Origin of the sequence: Paenibacillus oryzisoli (genome assembly GCF_050467285.1) — a bacterium.
In the GTDB taxonomy this organism is placed as follows: domain Bacteria; phylum Bacillota; class Bacilli; order Paenibacillales; family NBRC-103111; genus Paenibacillus_E; species Paenibacillus_E oryzisoli_A.
In genome coordinates this window covers 1-15,562 of record NZ_JBCMUN010000009.1, presented here as the reverse complement: position 1 = coordinate 15,562, position 15,562 = coordinate 1, and the positions used below count along the sequence as shown (strand labels likewise).

Here is a 15,562-nt window from a genome sequence, read left to right as displayed (position 1 = left end):
TCCTTTAGTGAGAAAAAATAAGGAAAAGTGGCCTTGTCAGCCACTTTTCCCATCCGTTACTTATTTCGCATATTCGACTGCTCTTGTTTCGCGAATGACCGTAACCTTAATATGTCCCGGATAATCGAGTTCACCCTCGATTTTCTTCGTAATATCTCGAGCTAGACGGAATGCTTCCGTATCGTCCACTTTCTCCGGCTGAACCATAACGCGAACCTCGCGGCCTGCTTGAATCGCGTAGGACTTCTCGACACCGTCGAAGGACTCTGAGATCTCTTCCAGCTTCTCCAGACGCTTAATGTACGTCTCCAGCGTCTCGCGGCGTGCGCCAGGTCTTGCAGCAGATAAAGCGTCTGCAGCGCCAACCAGCATCGCGATAACCGACGTTGCTTCCACATCGCCGTGGTGGGAGGCGATACTATTAATAACGACCGGATGCTCTTTGTATTTCTTGCCGATTTCCACACCGATTTCTACGTGTGAACCTTCTACTTCGTGGTCTAACGCCTTACCGATGTCATGAAGCAGCCCGGCACGTTTCGCCAAAGTTACGTCTACCCCGAGCTCTCCAGCCATTAATCCGGCCAGGTAAGCCACTTCCATAGAATGCTTCAATACGTTTTGACCGTAACTTGTTCTGAACTTTAGACGTCCAAGAATCTTAATCAAGTCGGGGTGTAGACCGTGAACACCAACTTCAAAGGTCGCTTGTTCACCGTATTCGCGGATCCGCTCGTCCACTTCTTTGCGGGATTTCTCCACCATCTCTTCAATGCGCGCCGGATGAATACGACCATCAGCGACGAGTTTCTCGAGGGATGTGCGGGCAATCTCGCGGCGAATCGGATCAAAGCCCGATAGAATAACGGCTTCCGGTGTATCGTCGATAATGAGATCGATGCCCGTCAATGTTTCCAATGCACGGATATTTCTTCCTTCACGACCGATAATCCGGCCTTTCATTTCTTCGTTAGGCAACGAGACGACGGAAACGGTCGTTTCAGCTACGTGATCTGCCGCACAACGCTGAATAGCGAGTGTGATAATTTCGCGTGCCTTCTTCTCTCCGTCTTCTTTCGCCTGGTGCTCAATCTCTTTAATAAGCTGAGCCGTTTCGTGACGTACTTCCTGTTCTACATTGGTAAGAATGATCGATTTCGCTTCTTCCATCGTCAAACCGGAAATGCGTTCAAGCTCTGTGACTTGTGTTTTATAAAGCTGATCAATTTGTGATTGTGTTTCTTCGATCCGCTTCTCCTTGTTGGCAACCAACTCTTCTTTGCGCTCAAGGGATTCTAATTTTTTATCCAGGGATTCCTCTTTTTGCAACAGTCGCCGTTCTTGTCGTTGAATTTCGTTACGACGCTCACGAATGTCTTTTTCAGCTTCGGTCCGCAGTTTGTGCACTTCGTCCTTGGCTTCCAGAACCGTTTCCTTTTTCAGCGCATCGGCTTCCTTCTTTGCAGCTTCAATGATCTGCTCAGCGGCTGTCTCAGCACTGGAAATTTTCGCTTCTGCAAGAGATTTTCGGATAAAATAACCAATCCCTAAGCATGCAGCCCCAACAATGAGAATGATCGCGATCCAGACGATCGTCATCTTGTTCACCTCCTCGTTGGTTTCTCCAAGGTGTGAGCTTGGGATACCCTTCGGTTCTTTACTCCGATTTTCAATTGTTTGGCTAGTCGTACATACCCCAAATGCTGCGGAGTATGGCTTTTAAAGGAATGCGCACGATCGTCCCAATAGACGTAAGCGTGCTAATTGTCCATAATTAACAGTGCAAAAATTGGCGATTTTTACAGCTGTCAGCTCAAAATCAATGAAAATAGTATGATTTTGATTACATTATGAAAATATACATTGTTATTTTAGCTTTTGTCGAAGAAGCTTGTCAAGCGAATGTCCAAGTGAGAGCCATTTTGCTGTCCTTTAATTTTCATTAATGGCATTAATTAAATGCCAATTATTTAATTCCATTAATAAAAATCGCCAGAATCATGTTCATCGGCGAAATCTATCTCGTCGTCCTCCGTGCCTTGACTGAGCTCATTTAACACTTTCTGCACGAGAGTGCCCATATACCCTCTTCGCATGAGAAACGCAGCGGTTTTTCGTTTGCGATCCAACGTTTTGCCGGAAGTCTGTTTCCATTTCGTCTGCGCAATCTTGAAGGCAGCGGCGTATTCATCCTCCGGATTGATCGATCCGATGGTTTCTTTCACCACATCCTTGTGAATCCCCTTCTGCTGCAGTTCCTGCCGGATGAGATTCCTGCCCTTCTTCTGCGAGACGACGCGATGATCCGTAAGCATCTTCGCGTATTGTTCATCGTTAATGTAGTTTTGTTCGATCAGTTTATCCGCTACCCACGAAACGATGTCCGGCTCAAAGCCCTTCACCTTGAGCTTCCGCTTCACTTCGGCCAAGGAATGGGGTCTCCTCCCGACCATATGCAGCGCTTTCACATAGCCCAAATTCCGCTCTTCATCCTGCATAATCGCTTGCAGTTGTTCTTGGAACAATGTCTCGCCTTTATTCAAGCGATGCTTCACTAAAATATCTTCATGTACAGAAAATGCATATTCTTCGTTTAAAAATATATTGTAACGATGCTTGCCGCGCTGCTGCTTCTCTACCTTGGTAATGACAAGTACTCGTGGCTGTTCCTCACTCATTGTATATTCGCTCCATTCAAAAAAGAAGCACCTCCACACAAGGTGTCAGGTGCTTCTTGACTCAACTTCACTTATTCAAGTTCTAATTCCACTTCATCATCTTCCTCATCAACGTTCGGGCCGACGACTTTAATCAAATTGCTGTTTTCGCGAATTTTGCCTTCGATTGTATCGGAGATCGCTTTGTTCTCTTTCAAGAATTGCTTTGCATTCTCGCGTCCTTGACCTAAGCGTTCGCCTTCAAACGAATACCAAGCGCCGCTTTTATTAATAATATCCATTTCTGTCGCAATGTCGACAATACTGCCTTCGCGAGAAATCCCCTCGCCGTACATAATGTCGACTTCCGCTTGCTTGAACGGAGGTGCGACTTTATTCTTCACAACTTTAATGCGCGTGCGATTCCCTACCATATCGTTGCCTTGTTTGATCGTCTCGACGCGGCGAACATCCAAACGAACGGAAGAGTAGAATTTCAATGCGCGTCCGCCAGGCGTTGTCTCCGGATTGCCGAACATGACGCCGACTTTCTCACGCAGCTGGTTAATAAAGATGGCAATAACTTTGGATTTGTTAATGGCACCGGACAGCTTACGCAGTGCCTGAGACATCAGACGTGCTTGCAAACCAACGTGGGAATCCCCCATGTCGCCTTCAATTTCCGCTTTCGGAACGAGCGCTGCGACGGAGTCAATAACGATAATGTCCACCGCGCCGCTGCGCACGAGCGCTTCGGCGATTTCAAGCGCCTGCTCGCCAGTATCCGGTTGGGAAAGCAGCAGCTCGTCGATGTTAATGCCCAGCTTGCTGGCATATAAAGGATCAAGCGCGTGCTCAGCGTCGATAAACGCGGCTTGTCCGCCAACCTTTTGCACTTCTGCGATTGCATGCAAAGCGACAGTTGTTTTACCGGAAGACTCCGGTCCATAAACTTCAATAATTCTTCCGCGCGGGAATCCGCCGATTCCTAGCGCTATATCAAGTGCCAACGCTCCCGATGAAATGGTTTCAACCTGCATGTGCGTTGATTCCCCGAGCTTCATGATGGAGCCTTTACCGAATTGCTTCTCAATTTGACGTAATGCGTTATCTAATGCGGCACGACGATCTGACAAAACGACCACTTCCTTCTATCATTATAGGTATATGATAACTTGTTTTGGTCCGTTTGCCAAGCATTTTTTCGAACATACATTCGTTTTTCTGCGAACAAACGAAGAACCGCAACAAAGTTATCGCTTTGCCGCGGTTCTTCCGTCAACATATTTCCCATTATACTGGAAATCTAGTTTTCTTTCAACTGCTTCCATAATTGGTAGAGTGCGCTTTTAGCGGCCCGCAGCTTGATCATGCCCCGGCTGCCCGAGGGCTGCAGCGTGAACACCTGCGTCTCCTTGCCCTTCTGTGCCAAGCCGACATACACAAGCCCGACCGGCTTCCCCTCCGACGGATTCGGCCCGGCCACCCCCGTCACAGAGATGCCAAAGTCGCTTCCTAGCGTGCGCAGCAGCCCCTCAGCCAGGAGAGCCGCCGTCTCCCGACTGACAGCCCCAGGAGCTCCTTCTCCCTCTAGAACGTCCATGGGAACGCCGAGCAAGCCGTGCTTCACTTGATTCGTGTAACAAATAATGCCGCCGAGAAACGGCTGCGAACTGCCCGAGACTCCGGTAATAAGATCGCTGAGCAGACCTCCTGTGCAGCTCTCTGCGACGCTTAACGTTCGCTTGGTCTCCGTCAGCCTCTGCACGATTACAGCCTCCAGCGGCACATCCTGAACGGCGTAGAGGTACTCGCCAACACGGCCCTGAATCTCTTGCATCGTCGGCGCCATCAACGCCTCGCCTTCTTCCGCCGTATGCGCCCGGGTCGTTAGACGGATCGCCACTTCGCCTTCTTTGGCATAAGGGGCGATGGTCGGATTCGTTTGCGTCTGAATCAGGTCCAGCAGCTGATGCTCCAGCGTCGACTCCCCGATACCGGCAAACTTCAGCATTTTAGAGTAGAGAGGCACTTGCTCATTCATTAACGTACTTAACCATTTGGCCGCATAGTTCGTAAACATCGGCTTCATTTCTTTGGGAGGGCCGGGCAGCAGAACAAAATGTGTCCCCTCAATCGTTATCGCATTCCCAACGGCAAGGCCGGCGTCATTGGGCAGCGGCGTGCTGCCTTCCAGCATGAGCGCTTGCCGGCGATTGCTTTCCACCATATGGATGCCTCGGGAGGCGAACAAATCTTCAATCGCCCCCATGGAGGGCTCGTGTAAGATTAATTTACAGCCTGCATAAGCCGCCAGCACATCCTTCGTGAGGTCATCCTGGGTCGGTCCAAGACCGCCTGTGCAGATCACAACATCGGCCCTTGAAGCCGCCAGCTTCAAGCTGTCCGTCAGCCGCTGCTCGTTATCGCCGACAACCGTCTGAAAGTATACGTTGATGCCCAGCGCCGCGCATTCCTGCGCCAGAAATTGCGCATTCGTGTTCACAATCTGTCCCAGCAGCAGTTCCGTTCCTACAGCAATAATCTCCGCCTTCATACGTACCATCTCCCCCTCAAAGTGAGAAAACCTCCAATCAGGCCAGCATGGTGCGGCCGTGATTAGAGGCATCTATGGAAACTTTCCGAAACCAAGTAACGCTATGTTTCAGACAAATCTCCGTGAAGCCCGGAGGCTTTGTCTAAAACTGCGGGCAGTGTTTTCGATAAGCTCCCTATGTACTACTGCTTATCTGTAAAATCAATAACATGCTTATTCTTAACGAAATATTCAATACCGGAATAAACCGTAATAATGGCTGCCGCCCAGCTGGCAATCACATCAAAAGGAAAATCAAGGAACGTAAACGGAAAATTATTGATCAGCAGGGCGATAATCGCAGTAATTTGCGCTGCGGTCTTCGCTTTCCCCCACTTGCTGGCCGCCATAACGGTTCCTTCGAGCAGGGCGATTTGCCGCAGACCAGTAACGGCCCACTCCCTGCTGATGATGACAATGACAATCCAGGCATCCACTTTGTCCATTTCCACCAACGAGACGAGCACGGCCGTGACAAGCAGCTTGTCCGCCAAGGGATCAAGCAGCTTGCCCAAATTCGTAACGAGATTGCGTTTTCTGGCAATATAGCCGTCCAAACTGTCTGTGCTCGCCGCAATAATGAAAATTAAAGCGGCAATAATTTGATTATACGTGATGCTGAATTCCTCTATCCGTATATGTGGGAATTTCACCTTCACCAACAGAAAAAACATGATGATCGGCACTAATAAAATTCTCGCTACGGTGATGCGGTTGGCCAGATTCATGCAATGACCTCCCCGGACAAATCGAACTCATAGGAATGGGTAACGCGGACTCTCGCCAGCTCGCCAATGTTCAGTTTGGCATTCGAGACGAAGACTTCGCCGTCGATTTCCGGTGCATCGAATTGCGAACGACCAACATAAACGTCGCTTCTTCCGTCATAACGCTCGATCAAGACATCAATTTCTTGACCGATGCGGCGGCCGCCGCGGAGATTGGAAATCTCGCGCTGAATTTCCATGATAACATTCGCGCGATATTCTTTGACTTCGTCCGGCACCTGATTCGGCAGACGCGATGCAGGCGTGTCGTCCTCTTGGGAATACGCGAACACGCCAAGGCGATCAAATTGCATCTCGCGAACGAATTCTTTCAGATTCTCAAAATCTTCCTCTGTTTCGCCAGGGAAACCGACGATCAAGGACGTGCGAAGCGCAACGTCCGGAATAGCCTCACGGATTTTACGAACCAATTCGCGGGTATCCTTTTGACGCCCCGGTCTGCGCATCCTTTTCAAAATCGAATCTTCGCTGTGTTGCAGCGGCATATCGATATACTTGCAAACCTTTGGATTGTTCGCCATCACTTCGATCAGTTCATCGCTGAAGAAGCCTGGATACGCATAGTGCAGACGCACCCACTCGATGCCCTCCACTTCGCTCACTTTATTCAGCAAAGTAGGAAGCATGAAGCGGCCCTCAAACAAATCCGTTCCGTAATTCGTGGAGTCCTGCGCAATCAGGCTGACTTCTTTCACGCCCTGCGCCGCCAGATTTGCGACTTCCGCTACGATCGACTCGATGGTCCGGCTCTTGAAAGCTCCCCGCATAATCGGGATCGAGCAGAACGTACACGCATTGTCGCAGCCTTCCGCAATTTTCACATAAGCCGTATAACGCGGTGTCGTCACGAGGCGCGGCAGATCCGCGTCATAGTTAAATACCGGATTCCCAATCAGAACCGGTTTCTTGCCACGCAGCGCTTCATCCACGATATGATTGATTTTATCAAAATCACCGGTACCGACAATGCCATCGATCTCCGGCATTTCATCCATTAGTTGCTGTTTGTAACGCTGCGTCAAACAACCGGAAACGATCAACGCCTTCAAATTGGCGGTCTGTTTAAGTTCAGCCATATCCAAAATGGTATTGACCGACTCTTCCTTGGCCGCATCGATAAACCCGCAAGTGTTTACGATAATGACCGTAGCCTCTTCTTTATTATCAACCAGTTGGTAGCCGCGGCCATGAATCAGCCCTGACATAATCTCGGAGTCGACCAGGTTCTTCTCGCACCCGAGCGTAACAACTTTTACCTTCTCTGTCATGAATAAAACAACCTCCAATAGTCCTCGAACGCTACCTATCAGTATAATACATGCCCTATGGGGTGTCAAAAAGTAAAAGCCCCCTACTTCCATAGGGGGACTTTGGATTATTTCAAGTTGACAAACTGCAGGTCGAGCGGGATTTCCGCTTTCCGCAGCAAGGCGATAATGGCTTGAAGATCGTCTCTGCTTTTGCCAGTGACACGAATTTGGTCACCTTGAATTTGCGATTTGACTTTGAGCTTGGAATCACGGATCAAAATGTTGATCTTCTTGGCGTTCTCTTGATCGACGCCTTGCTTTAAGCTGATTTTTTGGCGGACGGTCTGTCCAGACGCAGGTTCCACTTTGGAATAATCGAGATTCTTGATAGAGATTCCGCGCTTGGTCATTTTGGCATGCAAAATGTCCAGTACGTTCTGGAGCTTGAATTCATCGTCAGAAACGACCACGAGCTGATCCTTCTCCAACTTGATGGAGCTCTTACTCCCTTTAAAATCAAAACGATTCAGCATTTCCTTCTCCGCTTGCTGGATCGCATTGTTCAGTTCCTGCATGTCCACCTTGGAAACAATATCAAAAGAGCTTTCTGAACTCATCTCTCACGAACACCCTTTCCTTCAAATTACTTCTTGCATTATAGCAAGAACGCATAAAAAAGGAAATATCCGGTGCATGCACGCGAATATTTCCCAGCCTCATTTTTATTTCCGGGGAAAGCGCAGGAAGCGTCAAAAAGCTAGCTTTTCTGCAGGTTCAGCTGCAGCCGCTTCGGATTCGGCGTATCGCCGACTGGAACAAGCGTTCCGTTGACATTCAACTGCAGCGCGCTTGCCGCTCCTACATTCAAGTAAGCCGAGTTATCCAGTTCGAACGTATCCGTATCTCCGGCGTTATACAGCTTCTGTCTCAGCATTTCTTTGCTACCGTCACCTTTAACCGCATCGATTCGAATCCAGCAGGGACCGGTAATTGTCATTTGAATGCTTAGCTTAGGCGCTCCTGTTACCGCATAGTTGTCAACGCCTTTATCCGCCGTAGTAAATTTTACTTGAACGGCCGGCGGGGTCGGCGTCGGAGCAGGCGTTGGCGTTGCGGAGACAATCGGAGACGGATTGTTCGCCCCAGTCGCGTTCACCGACGTGCCGGGGGAGGAATTCGGATTCGTTGAATCCGTAATGCGCGATGTCGAGGTTTGTGAAGGCGTTTCGTCAGCCGGAGTCCCCTTATAATTTTTATACGTGTAGTAATACACAATCCCGAAAATCAGCAAAATGAAGCACACAAACATTAGACTGGAGGCCCATCTGCTCAATTTCTCGGTATTATGAACGCTCGAACGGTTTGGCCGGATGGCTTCAACAGCAGGTTTCTCCACAACAGGCGTTGGATTCGTCGATTGATACATGCTCAAGACTTCTGTTGGATCCAGCCCAAGTGCTTCCGCGTAGCTTTTAATAAACGCCCGCACATAAAAGCTTCCCGGAAGAACCTTGTAGTTCCCCTCTTCAATCGCTTCCAAGTACCGTTTGCGAATCTTCGTCACTTCTTGCAGCTCGTCGAGCGACATCTTTTTTTCCAGCCTGGTCTTACGCAGTATGTACCCTAAGTCAGCAGACACATGGTCACCTCCTCATCAAGAAGAATATCCTCGTAAATGGACGATACATCCCCTAAAAAGGTTCAGATGTATACGTGAACGAATCGTAATTGATTTCTTCATCCGGATTGTTCCGCAGTTCAATAATATAATCGAAGTGACTATACGTATATTCGGATTCACGGATAAAAATATCGGGGTGCTCGATCACTTTCGTCGACGGCATCGACATAATGTCTTGCAGCAGCCCGTAGTGCTTCTCGTTGGAACGAATGGTGGAAACGATACCATCGATAATGTAAACGTTGTTAGGCGCCATTTCATCCTCGGAAAGCTGGCTGCGGACCGTTTGTCTGAGCAGCGTGGACGACACGAACGTCCAACGCTTATTGGCGCAGACACTGCCGGCGATGATGGATTCCGTCTTGCCGACACGCGGCATCCCGCGCAGACCAATAACCTGATTGCCTTCACGTTTAAAGACTTCACCCAGAAAATCGACGAGAAGCCCCAATTCATCGCGCGTAAAACGGAAAGTTTTGCGGTCGTCGGAGTCGCGCTCGATGTAGCGGCCATGGCGTACAGCCAAAATATCCACTAATTTGGGCGGTCTTAAAGCAGTAATAGTAATATTATCTACTTTTTTTAGCATTTTACCCATTAAGTCAATTTTTTCTTCATCGTTGGTCTGCAAAAGCATGCCGCGCGTGCGATCCTCAACCCCGTTAATCGTCACAATATTAATATCCAGCATCCCCATCAGGGAAGCAATGTCCCCCAGGAGACCCGGCCGGTTTTTGTGAATTTTGTATTCCATGTACCATTCTTTAACGTCCACGTATTCCACCTCATTCAGTTGTATGCCGCATGAACAGCGACTAATCTGCGTATCTTAAACATTTCTACAAAATTCATCAATATCCTTCTTAACCTGAAAGGACAAGCCGGATTATTTCATTTTTAGTTCTTTTAGCTCTTGCAAATTGTAATTTTGAACTCCTGTTTGCCAACTGTGATTGGTCATAACCCCTAACCGATTCGCTAAAATGTCATCCCAACTCAAATTCGCGGATAGGCCTGCCGTCAAATCCATTACGGAAATGCCGAGCGTCTTGGCTTTCTGAATCTGAGCTTCTTCAGCGGGCGTATAGAAAATGGCCCATTTCGCATGATGCTGATTCACTTGAAAAGCAAGCTGCTGAAACCATTGCGGGTTATTGTCCAGCAATACAATATGATCGCTCTCTTCGGAAGGCGCCCATGCGGAAGGAATTGGCCGCTCGGCCTTTGTGACCCATTCGATCGGCGTCTGTTGGTCCAGCAGGCTTTGAACCCAAGTCGTTTTCATCGTCTCAATTTGAGCCGTATCTACTTGCAGCAGTGCCGCTTTGTCGGCAATTGCGGCACCTTGATTGGCTGCATCAGGCTCGCTCTGCAGAAAGGTCCACTTCCCTGCGGTCGGGTTAGCCTGCATCCAAACCGCCGCGGATGAGAACAAGCTATTGCCTGCCACATATATATAATCGTACGAAGCCGTTTTCAATTTGGCCTCTGCCCCGGCATCCACCGTTTGCAAGTCCTTTACCCAATCATACGCGATCATGCTTTGATCCCGCCATTTTAGCAAACCTTGCTCAATCGATTGTTTCGCCGCGTCTGGGAGTTCAGCGCTTGAAAGCATCAGCACCGATATTTTTCGATCAAGCATGTCTTGCTGGATTGTTGGAATACCGCGGCTTGTACAGCCGGCAAGCAAGCAGATAAGTAAAATAATGACCATTCCGTTTCGAAGCGTACGCATACCTGTCGTTAATCCTTTCTTTGCTATGAAAGCATGCAAAAGCCTCCGAAAAGGAGGCTTTCCCATTATACCTGATTAAATTGTAAAACGGTAATTAACCTTTGTCTACTAATTTTACCATGAGGCGGGCGATTGTCTGCTTCTCTTGCTCATCGCCAGCATCCCACAACTCTTTAAGTAAACGTTCCTGTTCATTTTCCGGATCTACTTTGTTCGATAGAAACTCGCCGATCTGAAATGCGAGCTTAGAGATCGTTTCCTCATTCATTCCTGCATGCCCAGCCTGACTCACGCGTTCAGCCAAAAATTCTTTCCATTTGTCGAACACTTTAAGTACAGTTGCCATTGTAAGAAGCCTCCTTTGAGTTATGAGAAATGGTCATTACAAAAAGTAATATGCGCTTCTCAAGCCTCAATTATGCGATGCGTCCATGAATGCAGGAATGGCAAAATATAAGAATCAAGTCAGCCAGCCGCCATTGGGGCTAATGATTTGACCTGTGATATAGCCCGACTCCGGCAGGGCCAGGAAGTACACGAGCGAAGCGACTTCTTCCGGCATCCCAAAGCGGCCGACAGGAATCTCATTCTCAATCGCGACTTTCTCATCAGCGTGAAAACCGGCCATCATATCCGTCTCCACCGCGCCGGGGGCGACCGCGTTCACCGTGACGCCGGACGGGGCCAATTCCTTGGCAAGCGCCTTGGTAAATGCGTTAAGTCCGCCTTTGGCTGTAGAATAGGCAACTTCGCAGGACGCGCCGGATATGCCCCAGATGGAAGAGACGTTAATGATGCGCCCAAACTTCTGCGAAATCATCGCCGGGACAAACGCCTGAGAGCAGAGAAACACGCCTTTCAGGTTCACATTCATCACATAATCCCAATCATCTTCGGAAATGTCGGTCAACAATCCATAATGAGAAATGCCAGCATTATTCACGACGATGTCCGGCACCATCCCCATCTGCTCCAATTTGTCGCGCATCTTGAGAATCTGATCCCGAGACTGCATATCGGCGGAAACGGTCAGCACTTTGGCGCCTTTTTTCATGCAAGCCCGAGCCACTTCATTGGCCGCCTCATGCGATTCCCGATAATGAATAACGATCTGCATGCCCTCCGCGGCAAAACGCTGCGCGATTGCGGCGCCAATTCCCCTGCTGGCTCCCGTAATCAACACCGTTTGCTCGTGAAACGGTTTATTCGTCATACCTGCTATTCGCGGCTCCGAATGATGGAAACGGCAAGCTTCGACCAGTCAAAATGTTCGCGGAAACGCGCGTTCACATCTTCTAATGTTATTTGTTCATATGCCGGCAAAATATCGAATAAATCAATGCCTCTGAACCGATACTTCGTATACTCATTGGCAATGGATTCAGGGGAATTCATCATGCGGAGGAAATTGCCGATTTTCTTCTTGCGGCTCCGTTCGAAAGCGATCGGATCCACGCCCGCCGCTTTGCGCTGCTCCACTTCTTCGCGGATTCGGGCAATCAGCCCTTCCGGATCTTTCGTATCGCCGCCAACAATCGAGAAGGCGTAGCCTTCGCTGCAGTTGTATTCATGACCGAAGTTATCCGTGATCAACTGGTCGTCATACAGGCTTTGATAAATATCCGAGCTGGAACTGAATAGAATATCGAGCATCAGCTTCGTCGTCAGTTCACGGACCAGAAGCGGTTTCCCCGTTTCGACAGGCGGCTGTTCTTTAAAGCCCATCAAGCACTTGGGCATGGAAACGGGCAAATGCATCAGCCTTTGCGCTTCTCTCACCTGAGCAGGCTCCTCTGGAAAGAAGCGCTGGATCGCGCCCTGTGGCGGGAATGTTTTCGCGGCTTGATTTTGTTTAATGAGGTTAATTACCTCTTCCGCATTCACACCGCCCACAACGAACAAACTCATATTGCTAGGATGGTAAAATGTGTGGTAGCACTCATAAAGCGTTTCCTTCGTAATTTCCGAAATAGAAGCGACTGTCCCCGCAATATCGATATGAATCGGATGCTTGGCGTACAAAGCCTCAATCAGGCCGTAATAGCTGCGCCAGTCTGCATTATCCTCATACATCTTGATTTCCTGGCCGATGATGCCTTTTTCTTTCTCCACATTCTCGTCGGTAAAATACGGATTCTGAACAAAATTAATTAATGTCGTTAAATTTTCGAGATAACGGTCCGTTGACGAGAACAGGTATACCGTCCGATCAAAGCTGGTGAAGGCATTTGCAGAGGCACCATTCGTAGCAAATGTGGCGAAAATATCGCCCTCCGGCTCTTCAAACATTTTATGCTCAAGAAAATGCGCAATGCCGTCCGGTACCTGCACTTCCGGCTTGCCTGCCACCTGAAAATGATTGTCAATCGAGCCGTACTTCGTGGAAAACGTGGCGTACGTTTTTTGAAAGCCTTCCTTCGGAAGAACAAACACATGCAAGCCATTATCGAGCACTTCATGATAAATGGTTTCACCCAGCTGCGCGTATGGAATTGTTTGCATGCCCTACTCCCCCTTCTGATCCCGTAAAAAGTATATCGTATCGAGCTGAACCCGCTTCGCCGCCTCGGCGATCGCCGGAATATCGACCTTCTCAATCGCTTCGATCAAGCCGGGAACGGTACGCTCTTTCCCCGATAAAATCGCGTTAAAATCAAACGAAATCATTTCAAACGCCGAGTCCTGAATTTCCCGCAGCTGATTGCTGATCATCGCCCTCGTCTGTCCCCACTCGATGTCCGTGATATCGCCATCTTCCATCGCTTTCAGCTGCTTCCGGATAATATCGACCGCCTTCTCATAATTGGCCATCTCAATGCCGGATTGGATCGTCAAGATGCCTTTATGTCCGTCAAAACGGGATGAAGCATAGTACGCCAGGCTGGCTTTCTCGCGTACGTTGGTGAACAGCTTCGAATGCGGATACCCACCTAGCACGCCGTTATACATGAGCGCTACTGGGTATAGATCATCCTTGTAGGAGACATTGGTCCGCAGCCCCATATTCAGCTTGCCTTGATTGACGTCGAGCCGCTCAACGATCGTTTTGACTTCGCCGGAGGCGCCGCGCGGTACCGAGGTCGCATAGGATGCAGCAGCGTCGCGGTCAATGTCGAACGCCTGTTTCACAATCCCTTCAACTTCGGCGAGCGTCGTGTTGCCGACTACATAAATATCCATCGGCGACGTGCGTAGCCAGTTCTGGTACTGCTCGAACAAGCTTGCCGCGCTGAGCTGAGCCAAATCTTCAATTTTGCCTAACGGATGGAGGCGATACGGCTCATTGATGCACATCTCCTCCATGCAGCGCTCGGCCGCATAACGGATTTTATCGTTAATGATGGATTCGATGCGCTTCTGAAGCGTTTGCTTTTCCGCATCGACGTATTTTTGACGGAAATGTCCGTTCTCTGTCGCAGGTCGTGTCAACGTTTCACCGACGAACCCAAGCCCCTGCTTGAGCAGGGAATCCGCCGATTTGACGAAACGGTCGTTAATAATATCCATTTTCAACTGCACGATCTGATAATCGCCGCGCTTATAAATATCGAATCCGAAGCCCGCCCCGTACAAATCGTCCAAATGTTCGCGGAACTGCTTCGTCTCCGGCAAGGATGCCGTACCTCTGCGAAGAATAAATGGCGTAAGCGCGGTGCCGGTCACAGTGTCTTCTTCAAGCTGCCGGCCTATGTATACAGAGATGGCAAACGTTTTGAATCGATCCGTGGGCAAAACGTGCAGGCGAATGTGCTTCAAAGTGCTGCGCTCAAATTTTGGCTCCAAAGGTCGGTCTCCCTTCTATTGTTAAGTTAGTTCCATTATATTCCTATACGAAGAGGAGAAGCAACCAATGCCGGTTCCTTCTCCATGTTCCTTCGTTTTTATATACAGAAAATATGTTTGCCGATGGTCTTCACTTGCGTCCGGCTCCAGATCCATTTGGACGTGGCGGTCGCCGGATTAAAATAATAGATGCAGCCGCCGGTCGGGTCCCAGCCGTTCAGCGCGTCTTTAACAGCCTTCTTCGACGACTCGTTCGGCGTCAGCCAGATCTGGCCGTCAGCTACCGCTGTGAAAGCACCCGGCTGAAAAATAACGCCCGAAATCGTGTTCGGGAAGCTGGCCGATTTGACCCGATTCAAAATAACTGCCGCCACCGCTACTTGTCCGATGTATGGCTCCCCGCGCGCCTCGCCGTGCACGGCATTGGCCATTAAGTTAATATCCTGCTCGGAGTAGCCTAGATTGTTGGATGGCGTCAGATTGGCGGGTTTATCGTTAGCCGTAGAAGCAGCTGCTCCGCCGCCACCTGCAGCCGCGCTTCCGGAGCTTCCGCTTTTCGCTTCGCCCATATTGGGGCCGGTCGGCTTCCAGTTTTTCGTCGCTTCCCACAGCTTCAACTTCGTTTTGGAACCGACAATTCCGTCCACTTTCATGCCGAATTCGCCTTGGAACCGTTTCACTGCCGTTAAAGTTTTATATCCGAAATCACCATCCACCGAGCCGCTGTAAAAACCGATGAATTTAAGCCTGCCTTGCAGCTCATTCACATCCGTCCCTGTAGCGCCATAGCGAATTTCATTGGAACTGAACGTTTCCTCGGCTGGCTGACGGAGTTTGTCCTTGAGTTGAAAGCCTAGTACAAGTACAACTGCAATGCTGCATGCAATCAGAAGGATCCGTTTCGTCATTCCCGTAATCAACCTCGCTTTTCATTTTGCCTAACCTTTTCTTGCTTATTATGAGAAAGCGTGGCGTCCATTATGCAGGAAATACGGAATCCCGATCAGTCATTGCACAACTGTAAAAGAAAAAAGACACACTCCACAGTCAATGTCATTAAGATAAGGCA

Annotated in this window: 15 protein-coding genes; all 15 read right to left on the bottom strand. The window is 49.2% G+C overall.

The features are described 5' to 3' along the window. Positions 1-60: 60 nt before the first annotated feature. Positions 61-1,599: a ribonuclease Y gene (gene rny / locus ABE504_RS15420; protein WP_430090086.1), complete on the bottom strand. Its 1,539-nt coding sequence runs from the start codon at positions 1,597-1,599 to the stop codon at positions 61-63. A 380-nt stretch (positions 1,600-1,979) separates the two neighbouring features. Beyond that, a complete protein-coding gene (locus ABE504_RS15415; protein ID WP_430090083.1) occupies positions 1,980-2,678 on the bottom strand; it encodes a regulatory protein RecX in 699 nt (232 codons plus the stop codon). A gap of 71 nt (positions 2,679-2,749) precedes the next feature. Then, complete coding sequence (gene recA / locus ABE504_RS15410; RefSeq protein WP_430090080.1) at positions 2,750-3,793, bottom strand: recombinase RecA; 1,044 nt, start codon at positions 3,791-3,793, stop codon at positions 2,750-2,752. 170 nt (positions 3,794-3,963) lie between these two features. After that, positions 3,964-5,214 carry a competence/damage-inducible protein A gene (locus ABE504_RS15405; RefSeq protein WP_430090077.1) on the bottom strand — a complete coding sequence of 417 codons (1,251 nt, stop codon included), beginning with the start codon at positions 5,212-5,214 and terminating at the stop codon, positions 3,964-3,966. 182 nt (positions 5,215-5,396) lie between these two features. Further along, positions 5,397-5,981 carry a CDP-diacylglycerol--glycerol-3-phosphate 3-phosphatidyltransferase gene (gene pgsA, locus ABE504_RS15400; protein ID WP_430090074.1) on the bottom strand — a complete coding sequence of 195 codons (585 nt, stop codon included), beginning with the start codon at positions 5,979-5,981 and terminating at the stop codon, positions 5,397-5,399. Then, positions 5,978-7,309, bottom strand: a complete 1,332-nt coding sequence (rimO, locus tag ABE504_RS15395; RefSeq protein ID WP_430090072.1) for a 30S ribosomal protein S12 methylthiotransferase RimO — start codon at positions 7,307-7,309, stop codon at positions 5,978-5,980. The genes pgsA and rimO overlap by 4 nt, the downstream gene beginning before the upstream one ends. Before the next feature lie 107 nt (positions 7,310-7,416). After that, entirely contained in the window at positions 7,417-7,908 is a 492-nt protein-coding gene (locus ABE504_RS15390; RefSeq protein WP_430090069.1) for a YajQ family cyclic di-GMP-binding protein, read from the bottom strand. 140 nt (positions 7,909-8,048) lie between these two features. Next, on the bottom strand, positions 8,049-8,930 hold the full coding sequence (locus tag ABE504_RS15385; RefSeq protein WP_430090067.1) for a helix-turn-helix domain-containing protein: 882 nt from the start codon (positions 8,928-8,930) through the stop codon (positions 8,049-8,051). Between the two features lie 52 nt (positions 8,931-8,982). Beyond that, positions 8,983-9,726, bottom strand: coding sequence for a DUF3388 domain-containing protein (locus tag ABE504_RS15380; RefSeq protein WP_430091341.1), 744 nt, complete (start codon positions 9,724-9,726; stop codon positions 8,983-8,985). Positions 9,727-9,858: 132 nt separating this feature from the next. Then, positions 9,859-10,710 (bottom strand): hypothetical protein, encoded by an 852-nt coding sequence (locus tag ABE504_RS15375; protein WP_430090064.1) that lies wholly within the window; start codon positions 10,708-10,710, stop codon positions 9,859-9,861. Between the two features lie 94 nt (positions 10,711-10,804). Continuing rightward, entirely contained in the window at positions 10,805-11,056 is a 252-nt protein-coding gene (locus ABE504_RS15370; RefSeq protein ID WP_430090061.1) for a DUF3243 domain-containing protein, read from the bottom strand. Positions 11,057-11,170: 114 nt separating this feature from the next. Beyond that, positions 11,171-11,923: an elongation factor P 5-aminopentanone reductase gene (ymfI, locus tag ABE504_RS15365; protein WP_430090058.1), complete on the bottom strand. Its 753-nt coding sequence runs from the start codon at positions 11,921-11,923 to the stop codon at positions 11,171-11,173. Positions 11,924-11,928: 5 nt separating this feature from the next. After that, entirely contained in the window at positions 11,929-13,212 is a 1,284-nt protein-coding gene (gene yfmH, locus ABE504_RS15360; protein ID WP_430090055.1) for an EF-P 5-aminopentanol modification-associated protein YfmH, read from the bottom strand. Positions 13,213-13,215: 3 nt separating this feature from the next. Beyond that, complete coding sequence (yfmF, locus tag ABE504_RS15355; protein ID WP_430090052.1) at positions 13,216-14,493, bottom strand: EF-P 5-aminopentanol modification-associated protein YfmF; 1,278 nt, start codon at positions 14,491-14,493, stop codon at positions 13,216-13,218. 98 nt (positions 14,494-14,591) lie between these two features. Next, positions 14,592-15,401, bottom strand: a complete 810-nt coding sequence (gene sleB, locus ABE504_RS15350; protein ID WP_430090049.1) for a spore cortex-lytic enzyme — start codon at positions 15,399-15,401, stop codon at positions 14,592-14,594. Between the last annotated feature and the right edge of the window lie 161 nt (positions 15,402-15,562).

Excerpts from the sequence above, each read along its gene's own strand:
- pgsA (WP_430090074.1), bottom strand. The coding sequence starts at position 5,981 with ATGAATCTGGCCAACCGCATCACCGTAGCGAGAATTTTATTAGTGCCG.
- ABE504_RS15370 (WP_430090061.1), bottom strand. The coding sequence starts at position 11,056 with ATGGCAACTGTACTTAAAGTGTTCGACAAATGGAAAGAATTTTTGGCT.
- rimO (WP_430090072.1), bottom strand. The coding sequence starts at position 7,309 with ATGACAGAGAAGGTAAAAGTTGTTACGCTCGGGTGCGAGAAGAACCTG.
- yfmH (WP_430090055.1), bottom strand. The coding sequence starts at position 13,212 with ATGCAAACAATTCCATACGCGCAGCTGGGTGAAACCATTTATCATGAA.
- ABE504_RS15405 (WP_430090077.1), bottom strand. The coding sequence starts at position 5,214 with ATGAAGGCGGAGATTATTGCTGTAGGAACGGAACTGCTGCTGGGACAG.
- rny (WP_430090086.1), bottom strand. The coding sequence starts at position 1,599 with ATGACGATCGTCTGGATCGCGATCATTCTCATTGTTGGGGCTGCATGC.
- ABE504_RS15375 (WP_430090064.1), bottom strand. The coding sequence starts at position 10,710 with ATGCGTACGCTTCGAAACGGAATGGTCATTATTTTACTTATCTGCTTG.
- ymfI (WP_430090058.1), bottom strand. The coding sequence starts at position 11,923 with ATGACGAATAAACCGTTTCACGAGCAAACGGTGTTGATTACGGGAGCC.
- ABE504_RS15380 (WP_430091341.1), bottom strand. The coding sequence starts at position 9,726 with ATGGAATACAAAATTCACAAAAACCGGCCGGGTCTCCTGGGGGACATT.
- ABE504_RS15415 (WP_430090083.1), bottom strand. The coding sequence starts at position 2,678 with ATGAGTGAGGAACAGCCACGAGTACTTGTCATTACCAAGGTAGAGAAG.
- ABE504_RS15390 (WP_430090069.1), bottom strand. The coding sequence starts at position 7,908 with ATGAGTTCAGAAAGCTCTTTTGATATTGTTTCCAAGGTGGACATGCAG.
- sleB (WP_430090049.1), bottom strand. The coding sequence starts at position 15,401 with ATGACGAAACGGATCCTTCTGATTGCATGCAGCATTGCAGTTGTACTT.